The sequence below is a fragment of the Pseudomonas sp. NPDC078416 genome, assembly GCF_050268485.1.
In the GTDB taxonomy this organism is placed as follows: domain Bacteria; phylum Pseudomonadota; class Gammaproteobacteria; order Pseudomonadales; family Pseudomonadaceae; genus Aquipseudomonas.
Map to the genome: position 1 here is coordinate 64,307 of NZ_JBNNGV010000026.1, position 9,266 is coordinate 73,572.

A 9,266-nucleotide genomic window follows, 5' to 3' on the forward strand; every position below is an offset into this window, starting at 1 on the left:
ATCAAAGCTTCGTGCTCACCCATGACAACAACAGCGCAAACGCCAGGCACGCGGTGCCGAACCGGTAACTCAGGCGGATCATGCGCAGGGTGGGCACGTCCATCAGGTGCATGGGCTCGTCGATCGGGGCTTGTTCGGTGAGATGGTGAAGGTGGGCCATCTCTCGCTGCTCGCGGTTGCGCGTGGTGTGCAGCAGCCAAATGCCGGGGCCGGCTGCGAGCAAGGCGCAGAGGTTGATGGCAATGCCGGGGGCGTGATGGATAAGCGACATGGTGCCTCGATGGCGCCTGTTTTTCCGGCGCCGCAGACTCGGTTTGGATCTGCCGCTCACACTAATCGCTGTCACCTTAACGTCACCTGAACCGGGCACTGTGTGGGACCTCAAACCGACCCACCGCCACGGAGAGCGTCATGCTGCACGCCCACAACCAGGACCGCCTTTACCTCATCGCACCCAGCGACGAACAGGAAGCATTGATCGACGCACTGGCGTTCAACGTCCAGGACAGGCACTGGCTGGTGTACTGCGCGCTCGGCGGACATGCCCACAACGACCTGCCGGAAGTGGATCTGCAGACAGGTTTCAGTTTTCTGGATTTCTATCAGGCGGCTTGATTCGCCCGCGCTGTGAATCCCGCATGACCCCGCTGAAAAAACAAAAGCCCCGGCTTCTCACGAAACCGGGGCTTTTTTGCACATCAGAATCAGGCGTTGAGTTTACTGCCCGAGAGTGCGGCCGATCGTCTGATCCTGAAACAGGCGAGTCAGGGCGTCACTGAGTACGTCGCTGATCAGCTTGGTGTTGGTCTCTTCGTTTGGCGCCATGCCGAAACGCTGGTCCAGCGAAGCTGCGTAACGACCGCTGTAGTTACGGCCGGCGTTCTGAACGTCAGCACGGAACGTAGAGCTGATGTTGGCTTCGGTGACGTACAGGCCTTCTTTCGGCGATTGATACTTCAGGTCGGCCAGGGTGACGGTCAGCTGCGGACCATTACCATTCTGCACTGGCGTGAAACCCAGCAACCGCACACCGGCTTCAGCCTGAGCCTGCAGTTGAGGCAACAACTGCTGACCGTTGACGGTGATCGAACTGGTTTCCGGGTAAAGGCCGCCACGGGTGCCCAGCGTCTGCGACTGACGGCCGTCAACCACGCGCACGACCACTTGTTGACCGTGACCGACCGGTGCCAGTTGAGCGTTCAGCTTGGGTTCCGGGGTGAGGGATTGCGGGCTGTGGGCACAGCCCGCCAGGGTCAGACTGCCAGCGGCAAGCAAACCGAACAGAACGCGACGCAACATGCTCATTTCTCCATGGGCCAAGGCACAAAATGTGCCGCAGTATAGCGACCTCCCGAGGCCGCTCACTAGGGTAAACATACGACAAAGTGCCATTGCGGCGGTTCCAGCCAGGCCTGAAGGCTCACACGGTCGAAATGAACACAATTGCGCAATCGCAGCGTCACAGCGGTGTCATGCCTGCCGGCCATACTTTTCTCAACTCTCCAGCAAGGAGTCCTGCCATGGACTTTCTTTGGTCGTTGTTCTCGCTGCGCCGCCGTCATCGCCACTATGCACGTCTGGACACCCACGGCATCTGCCTGGCGTTCAAACACTGCGCTGAAGCGCCTTGCGGTCAGGGCTGGGTCGAAGTGCACGAGGCAAACCTGTGCTGGCTGCAGCGTCCACTCCCTGCCAGTGCGCGTGTGACTTCCCGGTCACGTGCGATTACCGCCCGGCATATGCTCAGCATCTGACCGAAAGGCGAATAAAAGTCATTTTTTCTGGATCATTTCTGCCCGTTTCATCGCTATAATCTTCCCCCGATTATAAGGACGTCTCCTGATCGGGCCTCGCAGCATCGTCGATAACCACTGTCGACTCCTCCGTACCGCCCACAGAGAGCCTTCCACACAGACATGTGCAGCCCGATGTGGCCGCGGCGCAGACGCCGGATCATCGATTGATCTGAACGTCCTTCGCCAGTTCTTGCCTCACATCGTGTATGAACCTGATCTGCCAGAGCTGCCATCGCGCAGCCCTTTTTGAGGTTCGCGTCTCCAAAAGAGCGTGAAAAAAACGGGTTTTCACAACTTCACAAGAGTGTGGCAAGCAAATGAATAGTTTCGCGTTTGTAAATGCACCGTTAGCGTCTGACCCAGCCCCCTTGCAAAGGACCGACCGCAACGCAGTCTCCGTCAAAAGAGCCTGAAGCCTGTCCGCTACGGATTTGGTTGCACAACCGGACGCCTTGACGATAGTCGAATGGCTGCACGGGCCAAAAAATGCGTTCATGCTTGCCTTATAAAAGCATCAACCAGGCTCGTTCGGTGGCGTCCGCTGAAGATGCAAAAAATTGCGAAGAATCGGACATGGCGATCCCGGCCAGGTTGAACGAGGCACTGCGCGTACATCGCGCCGCCCGAACCTGGCGACTGACCACGGGAACGCATGCCGTCAATTTGGTGCTGCAGATTTTGGAGACGCGTTAATGGCGCATAACGAAGCAGTCGACGTAGTGCTGGTCGGGGCAGGCATCATGAGTGCCACCCTCGCCGTACTGCTCAAAGAGCTGGACCCGAACCTCAAGGTTGAAGTCGTCGAGCTGATGGATTCCGGTGCAGCAGAGAGCTCCAACCCCTGGAACAACGCAGGCACCGGCCACGCCGGGCTGTGCGAGCTGAACTACACGCCGGAAGCGGCCGATGGCTCGATCGACACCAAGAAAGCGATTCACATCAACACCCAGTTCGAGGTCTCCAGGCAGTTCTGGGCCTATCTGGCTCGCAAAGGCACGTTTGGCTCTTCGCGCTCGTTCATCACGCCGGTTCCGCACCTGAGTTTCGTTCAGGGTGAAAAAGGTATGGCGTACCTGAAAAAGCGCTTCGAAGCGCTGCGTACGCACCACGCCTTCTCCTCGATGGAATACACCGAAGACAAAAGCAAACTGGCCGAATGGATGCCGTTGATGATGCCCGGCCGTCCTGCCAATGAGCCCATCGCCGCGACCCGGGTCATGCACGGCACCGACGTCAACTTCGGCAACTTGACCAACATGCTGCTCAAGCACTTGGCCAGCGCACCCGATGCGCAGGTTAAATACTGCAAACGCGTCACCGATCTGAGCCGCAAGGGCGACGGCTGGACCGTCACCATCAAAGACGTGAACAGCGGCGATACCCGCAACATCGACGCCAGGTTCGTGTTCCTCGGCGCGGGCGGCGCGGCACTGCCGTTGCTGCAGATGTCCGGCATCGAAGAAGGCAAGGGTTTCGGCGGTTTCCCGGTGAGCGGCCAGTGGCTGCGTTGCGACAACCCTGAAGTGGTCAAGCGCCATCAGGCCAAGGTGTACAGCCAGGCAGCAGTGGGTTCGCCGCCGATGTCGGTGCCGCACCTGGACACTCGCGTCGTCGACGGCAAGACATCCCTATTGTTCGGCCCGTACGCCGGCTTCACCACCAAGTTCCTCAAGCACGGTTCGCTGCTTGACCTGCCGCTGTCAATCCGCGCGGCCAACATCGCGCCGATGCTGGCAGTGGCTCGCGACAACATGGACCTGACCAAGTACCTGATCAGTGAAGTGCGGCAGTCGATGGAGCAGCGGCTCGATGCACTGCGCCGTTTCTACCCGGAAGCCAAAGCTGAAGACTGGCGCCTGGAAGTGGCCGGTCAGCGCGTACAGATCATTAAGAAAGACCCGAAAAAAGGCGGCGTCTTGCAGTTCGGTACCGAGTTGGTATCAGCAAAAGACGGTTCCCTCGCCGCACTGCTGGGCGCCTCGCCGGGCGCTTCGGTGACCGTTTCGATCATGCTGGATCTGATCGAGCGTTGCTTCCCGGACAAGGCCCGCACCGAGTGGGCCGCCAAGTTGAACGAGATCTTCTCGGCTCGCGAAAAGGCACTGGAAACCGATGCGCAGCTCTATCAGCGCATCAGTGCTCAGAGCGATGCCAGTCTGGATCTGGTGCAGAACAGCGAAGCGGCGACGTTCGCCTGATAGCTGGCCTGCTCCAGGCAAGCTGCAAACAAAAACCCCGCCACATCAGGCGGGGTTTTGTTTTTTTGCATCAAGTGGGACCTGCTTTAGCCTCAAAGCCGCGCTGTAGCAGAGCGGCTTTGCAGCATCAACATCACTTCATCACGAACCTGACAGAATACGCCTGCATCGAGTTCGTCCCTTTGGTCACCGATGCGATGCATTCCGCCGGTACTTTCCCGATCGATCTGCCCGTTGCGGATTTCTCCGGTGCCGGCGTGATCGAGACCCAACTGAAGGTCACTGCATGGGATGCCGTGAACTCGCAGATTTTGCCCTCGCCGCTCACGCGGAACGTTGCAGAATCATTGCGCGGGTTCTTCAGCGGTACCGACACAGAGGCAGTGGGTGCGTCAGCCGCAAAGCCGTAGCCGGTGTAATCGGTATTGGCCGGCGCCCAACTGGCCGATACCAGCGCAAGGTCGACGCCTGACTGATTCCACATTTCGATGTTGAGCTGGATTTTAGTTGGATAAGCCGCCTGAGCGGATACTGCCGCGACCATCATCGCGATTGCGGCGACAGAGCGAGTGAAGCACGTCAGTCGATTTTTCATTTCATGAATTCCCTTTCAATGATTAAGGCGAGCGTCCTGCTCGCGTTCCTGTGAGCGTTGTCACAGGGCTGAGTATGATTCAGCGCGTCGCTTTCGGTAGTCTCAAACGCCGATGGATGCGGTAGGAAGGGTCTTTCGATTGTGTAGTGAGCGCGCTGAGCAGGAACCTGCTCTTACCGGAAGGGAGCATCGGGCACCAAAGGGTGGCGCCCGGGAATTATGAGATTCAGCCTTTCGCTTTCTCGATCAGCTCGATGTATTCCTCGGCGTTGCGTTGATCCTTGATCAGCGTAACGAAGTCATTGCCGTGCTCGTCTTTGCCGTCGAGGTCGTAACCGGCTTCCTTGAAGAACGTCAGAAACCGCCCGAAGTCATCGATGCGCAGGCCACGGTAGGCCTTGATCAGCTTGTGCAGCGACGGCGACGTGGCGTCGACCGGCTCGAAATCCAGGAACAGCTTGATCTGGGCGTCGCCGATTTCATCGCCAATCACTTGCTTCTTATCTTTACGCATTCTGACTCCAACTGACTTGCGGGACATGTCTCGGGCGGGCAGTTTACCTCCCGCCCGGTCGCGGGCTCAACGCGCGCGTACGCTGCCTGTGTGCAGGTCGGCCCAGACGTGACCGTTGGCATAGCTGAGGAACTGGCAGTAGACCTTTTCGTTGCGCAGCAAATCCACAAGCACGCGGTATTGGGTCACCGGGTAATACAGCGTCAGCGTGCGCGAAGGCTCGTCGTACGTCGGCTTTTTCAGGCTTTTGCTTTCGCCATCGAAGTGGATCAGCACCTCGGTGACAGTCGCGCCCTTGTTCATGGGCTTGCCTTTGAGGCGCAGAATCAGCGGCGAGGTGACCGGGATCGGCTGCTGATTCGACTGGCGCTGGCTGCCCACCACCACTGAATACTCGGTGATCTGCAGCAATTGCTGCTGCTCGGGTTCGCCTTCACGCACGGACAACTCGTCCGGCGGCAGGTATTGCGCGTGCATGGGTTCGGCAAGTGCGGGGAGTGGCAGCGTCAACAGCAGCATCAACGCAGCGGTACTTCGAAACGATAACGGCATGAGCGCCTCCCGAAAAAGTGGGGGGCACTCTAGCATGTGGAACCTGCCAGGCATCTGTTGGAGCGCGCTTGCCCGCGAACGCGCTGGCTCAGGTTGGATCGATGGCGAATGAACGAATGCTTTCGCGGGCAAGCGCGCTCCTGCAATAGATCTCGGGTAGTACCCGAGATCTTCGTCAGACGCAGGCGCTGTAAACCAGCATGCTGCGTCGTTACATGCCTTTGACGGCGTAGATCCCGGCAGCGTTGCGCCAGTAGCCTTTGTAATCCATGCCGTAACCGAAGATGTAGCGGTCAATGCAAGGCAGGCCGACGAAGTCAGCCTTCAGGTCAGGACGCGCTTTGCGGTCGTGGTCCTTGTCGATCAGCACAGCGGTGTGAACAGCGCGCGCGCCGGCATGTTTGCAGAAGTCGATGATCGCGCCGAGGGTATGACCTTCGTCGAGGATGTCGTCAATGATCAGCACATCGCGGTCGATGAACGAGACTTCAGGCTTGGCTTTCCAGAACAGATCACCGCCGCTGGTTTCGTTGCGATAGCGGGTGGCGTGCAGGTAGGACGCTTCCAGCGGGAAATTCAGATGCGTGAGCAGCTTGCCGGCGAAGATCAGGCCGCCGTTCATCACGCAGAATACAACCGGGTTACGGTCGGCCAGCACGCCATTGATTTGCTCGCCAACGCGGGCGATGGAGGCTTCGACTTCGGCCTCGTTGTAAAGGCAGTCAGCCTCGCGCATGACTTGACGGATATGCTCGAGATCAGCGGACATGACGCTCTCCAAGGGGGCTGTGTAAGGAAAAGCGGGCAAAGGTACGCATCCCCCGACATCAGGGCAAGTGTTTCTGGACTAACGTTGCACTGCCGTTCCAGAAATCTCGACGCGCGAACCTAACCGTCAGGACAAGTTACAGCTGAATAGATTAATCTAAGCCGTTTTTTTTGCCCGCCCGCTGGAGCCTTTCCCCTATGCCCATTCGTGAGATCCGCCATCCGCTGATCCGCCACAAGCTCGGCCTGATGCGCCGTGCCGATATCAGCACCAAGAATTTTCGTGAACTGGCTCAGGAAGTCGGCGCGCTGCTGACGTATGAAGCGACCAAGGATCTGCCGCTGGAAACCTACGAGATTCAGGGCTGGGCCGGCACGGTTCAGGTCGAGAAGATCGCCGGCAAGAAGATCACCGTGGTGCCGATCCTGCGGGCCGGTATCGGCATGCTTGAAGGCGTGCTCAGCCTGATCCCGGGCGCCAAGGTCAGTGCCGTGGGCGTCGCACGCAATGAAGAAACCCTCGAAGCCCACACGTATCTGGAAAAACTCGCCCCCGAGATCGACCAGCGTCTGGCGCTGATCATCGACCCGATGCTCGCCACCGGCGCCTCCATGGTCGCCACCATCGACCTGCTGAAAAAAGCCGGTTGCCGCGACATTCGTGCGATGGTCCTGGTGGCCGCGCCGGAAGGCATCGCCACGGTCGAGAAGGCCCACCCGGACGTCAACATCTATACCGCGTCCATCGATCAGCAGTTGAATGAACACGGCTACATCATTCCGGGCCTGGGCGATGCCGGTGACAAGATTTTCGGCACCAAGCAGAAGGACGCCTGATGAAGCCGGATGAGTTCAACGATCCACTCTGGCGCACGATCCTGTCGGGCGCGCAGATGCTGTTCGTGGCATTCGGCGCGCTGGTGTTGATGCCGCTGATCACAGGCCTCGATCCTAACGTGGCGCTGTTCACGGCAGGCCTGGGCACCCTGTGCTTCCAGGTGGTGACAGGCCGTCAGGTGCCGGTCTTCCTCGCGTCGAGCTTTGCGTTCATTACCCCGATCATTCTCGCCAAGGGTCAGTTCGGCCTGGCGGCGACCATGGGCGGCGTCATGGCAGCAGGCTTCGTCTACACCTTCCTTGGCCTGGCCGTGAAGATCAAAGGCACCGGGTTCATCGACCGTCTGCTGCCGCCGGTGGTCATTGGCCCAGTGATCATTTCCATTGGTCTGGCGATGGCACCCATTGCCGCCAACATGGCAATGGGTCGGACGGGTGATGGCGCCGCAGAGCTGATCCCGTACAACACCGCCATCATCATTTCGATGGCGGCGCTGCTGACGACGTTGATCGTTGCGGTATTCGGCAAAGGCATCTTCCGCCTGGTGCCGATCATTTCGGGCGTGCTGGTGGGTTTTGCGCTGTCGTTCTATTTCGGCGTGGTCGATGTGGCGAAAATTGCCGCAGCGCCCTGGCTGGCCTTGCCGCACTTCACGGCGCCGGAATTCAACTGGCAGGCGATCCTGTTCATCGTACCGGTGGCACTGGCCCCGGCCATCGAGCACATCGGTGGCGTGATTGCGGTGGGCAGTGTGACGGGCCGTGATTATCTGAAGAAGCCCGGCCTGCACCGCACGTTGCTGGGTGACGGCATCGCGACGACCGTGGCTGGCGCTTTCGGTGGTCCGCCCAACACCACCTACGCCGAAGTGACCGGCGCGGTGATGCTGACCAAAAACTACAACCCGAAGATCATGACCTGGGCGGCGATTTTCGCCATTACCCTGGCCTTCATCGGCAAGTTCGGCGCGTTGCTGCAGAGCATTCCGGTGCCGGTCATGGGCGGGATTCTGTGCCTGCTGTTCGGTTCGATCGCAGCGGTGGGCATGAACACCCTGATCCGCCACAAGGTTGATCTGGCCGAAGCGCGCAATCTGGTCATCGTGTCCGTCACGCTGGTGTTCGGTATTGGCGGCGTGCTGATCGGTACCGGCAACGGCCCTGATGATTTCGGCATGAAAGGCATCGCGCTCTGCGCCGTGACCGCCATCGTGCTGAACCTGATCCTGCCGGGGAATGACGCGTGGAAGAACAAGCACCTGGATGATCAGTTGCCGTAGTTCTGGCGTGCGATAAAAAGGGGGCCTCACTCACGTGACGCCCCCTTTTTTTGCGGAGAATCTGTAGGAGTGAGCTTGCTCGCGACGCGGCGCATCAGGCGCATCAATGGCGACTGGACGGCCGTCTTCGCGGGCAAGCGCGCTCCTACAGTGGATTTTGCCAACACCTGAGACAGTCGGCGTATGCCCAATCTGTAGGAGCCGGCTTGCTGGCGAATGCGGTTGTCGCGTCACATCGATGGCGACTGAACACCCGCCTTCGCGGGCAAGCGCGCTCCTACAGTGGATTTTGCCAACACCTGAGACAGTCGGCGTATGCCCAATCTGTAGATATCGTCTTGATGTCCCGACTGCAAGCCCGGCAGCGCGTTAGCGCTGCTGTTTTCAAGCAGGCAGGAAGGTGCCTCCGCATCCCACGCGGCAGCAACAACCTGACCATCCAAGTCCTGGTCGATCAGCCTTCAAGCGGCCAAAGCAATTCCAGGGTCGAATGGCTTGTTGCTCTTAAGCACGCCATAGATCAGGTGCAACATCTTGCGCATCACTGCACAGATAACTTGCTTGGGAGCCTTTCCGTTCGCCTTCAATCTCTTGGCGAACTCGCTCAGCACCTCATTGTGTTGAATTCCTACGATCGCGGGCATGTAAAGGCCGCCCCTGAGCCGCGACGAGCCGGTTCGGCTAATGCGGGTTGCCCCCACGTAACCTCCAGAACGGTCCTGTCTG

12 protein-coding genes are annotated in these 9,266 nt (G+C 59.2%); 5 read left to right on the plus strand and 7 right to left on the minus strand.

Annotated elements, in window-relative coordinates; all coding sequences use genetic code 11:
- Position 1 precedes the first annotated feature (1 nt).
- A complete protein-coding gene (locus ACQKEN_RS19965) occupies positions 2-271 on the minus strand; it encodes a hypothetical protein (protein WP_410934937.1) in 270 nt (89 codons plus the stop codon).
- 140 nt (positions 272-411) lie between these two features.
- Here ACQKEN_RS19965 and ACQKEN_RS19970 point away from each other — a divergent pair, with 140 nt between their 5' ends.
- Positions 412-615, plus strand: a complete 204-nt coding sequence (locus tag ACQKEN_RS19970) for a hypothetical protein (RefSeq protein WP_065991803.1) — start codon at positions 412-414, stop codon at positions 613-615.
- Positions 616-717: 102 nt separating this feature from the next.
- Here the strand turns inward: ACQKEN_RS19970 and ACQKEN_RS19975 are convergent, their stop codons facing one another.
- Entirely contained in the window at positions 718-1,299 is a 582-nt protein-coding gene (locus ACQKEN_RS19975; protein WP_369308077.1) for a YajG family lipoprotein, read from the minus strand.
- 221 nt (positions 1,300-1,520) lie between these two features.
- Here ACQKEN_RS19975 and ACQKEN_RS19980 point away from each other — a divergent pair, with 221 nt between their 5' ends.
- Together ACQKEN_RS19980 and mqo are read left to right on the plus strand one after the other, a co-directional pair.
- On the plus strand, positions 1,521-1,754 hold the full coding sequence (locus tag ACQKEN_RS19980) for a hypothetical protein (RefSeq protein WP_133771917.1): 234 nt from the start codon (positions 1,521-1,523) through the stop codon (positions 1,752-1,754).
- Positions 1,755-2,488: 734 nt separating this feature from the next.
- Complete coding sequence (gene mqo, locus ACQKEN_RS19985; RefSeq protein WP_427688155.1) at positions 2,489-3,994, plus strand: malate dehydrogenase (quinone); 1,506 nt, start codon at positions 2,489-2,491, stop codon at positions 3,992-3,994.
- A 133-nt stretch (positions 3,995-4,127) separates the two neighbouring features.
- Here mqo and ACQKEN_RS19990 read toward each other — a convergent pair whose 3' ends face one another.
- The 4 genes from ACQKEN_RS19990 to ACQKEN_RS20005 all read right to left on the minus strand — a co-directional run bounded on the left by ACQKEN_RS19990 (position 4,128) and on the right by ACQKEN_RS20005 (position 6,424).
- Positions 4,128-4,589 (minus strand): hypothetical protein, encoded by a 462-nt coding sequence (locus ACQKEN_RS19990; RefSeq protein WP_427688157.1) that lies wholly within the window; start codon positions 4,587-4,589, stop codon positions 4,128-4,130.
- A 226-nt stretch (positions 4,590-4,815) separates the two neighbouring features.
- Positions 4,816-5,103 (minus strand): PA4642 family protein, encoded by a 288-nt coding sequence (locus ACQKEN_RS19995; protein ID WP_133771909.1) that lies wholly within the window; start codon positions 5,101-5,103, stop codon positions 4,816-4,818.
- A 66-nt stretch (positions 5,104-5,169) separates the two neighbouring features.
- Positions 5,170-5,655, minus strand: coding sequence for a hypothetical protein (locus ACQKEN_RS20000; protein ID WP_427688159.1), 486 nt, complete (start codon positions 5,653-5,655; stop codon positions 5,170-5,172).
- Between the two features lie 211 nt (positions 5,656-5,866).
- Positions 5,867-6,424, minus strand: coding sequence for a hypoxanthine-guanine phosphoribosyltransferase (locus ACQKEN_RS20005; protein ID WP_037018287.1), 558 nt, complete (start codon positions 6,422-6,424; stop codon positions 5,867-5,869).
- 197 nt (positions 6,425-6,621) lie between these two features.
- Between ACQKEN_RS20005 and upp the strand changes: the two genes are divergently transcribed.
- Both upp and ACQKEN_RS20015 read left to right on the plus strand, forming a co-directional pair.
- Positions 6,622-7,260 (plus strand): uracil phosphoribosyltransferase, encoded by a 639-nt coding sequence (gene upp, locus ACQKEN_RS20010; protein WP_133771905.1) that lies wholly within the window; start codon positions 6,622-6,624, stop codon positions 7,258-7,260.
- The gene (locus ACQKEN_RS20015) at positions 7,260-8,540 is read left to right on the plus strand and encodes a uracil-xanthine permease family protein (RefSeq protein ID WP_037018282.1); all 1,281 of its coding nucleotides are present in this window, start codon (positions 7,260-7,262) and stop codon (positions 8,538-8,540) included. Before upp ends, ACQKEN_RS20015 begins: the two co-directional genes overlap by 1 nt.
- A gap of 461 nt (positions 8,541-9,001) precedes the next feature.
- On the opposite strand, the gene ACQKEN_RS20020 is transcribed toward ACQKEN_RS20015, so the two are convergent.
- A partial coding sequence (locus ACQKEN_RS20020; protein WP_427688162.1) for a transposase occupies positions 9,002-9,266 on the minus strand: 265 nt, incomplete at its 5' end.

Excerpts from the sequence above, each read along its gene's own strand:
- ACQKEN_RS20000 (WP_427688159.1), bottom strand. The coding sequence starts at position 5,655 with ATGCCGTTATCGTTTCGAAGTACCGCTGCGTTGATGCTGCTGTTGACG.
- upp (WP_133771905.1), top strand. The coding sequence starts at position 6,622 with ATGCCCATTCGTGAGATCCGCCATCCGCTGATCCGCCACAAGCTCGGC.
- mqo (WP_427688155.1), top strand. The coding sequence starts at position 2,489 with ATGGCGCATAACGAAGCAGTCGACGTAGTGCTGGTCGGGGCAGGCATC.
- ACQKEN_RS19995 (WP_133771909.1), bottom strand. The coding sequence starts at position 5,103 with ATGCGTAAAGATAAGAAGCAAGTGATTGGCGATGAAATCGGCGACGCC.
- ACQKEN_RS20005 (WP_037018287.1), bottom strand. The coding sequence starts at position 6,424 with ATGTCCGCTGATCTCGAGCATATCCGTCAAGTCATGCGCGAGGCTGAC.
- ACQKEN_RS19980 (WP_133771917.1), top strand. The coding sequence starts at position 1,521 with ATGGACTTTCTTTGGTCGTTGTTCTCGCTGCGCCGCCGTCATCGCCAC.
- ACQKEN_RS20015 (WP_037018282.1), top strand. The coding sequence starts at position 7,260 with ATGAAGCCGGATGAGTTCAACGATCCACTCTGGCGCACGATCCTGTCG.
- ACQKEN_RS19965 (WP_410934937.1), bottom strand. The coding sequence starts at position 271 with ATGTCGCTTATCCATCACGCCCCCGGCATTGCCATCAACCTCTGCGCC.
- ACQKEN_RS19990 (WP_427688157.1), bottom strand. The coding sequence starts at position 4,589 with ATGAAAAATCGACTGACGTGCTTCACTCGCTCTGTCGCCGCAATCGCG.
- ACQKEN_RS19970 (WP_065991803.1), top strand. The coding sequence starts at position 412 with ATGCTGCACGCCCACAACCAGGACCGCCTTTACCTCATCGCACCCAGC.
- ACQKEN_RS19975 (WP_369308077.1), bottom strand. The coding sequence starts at position 1,299 with ATGTTGCGTCGCGTTCTGTTCGGTTTGCTTGCCGCTGGCAGTCTGACC.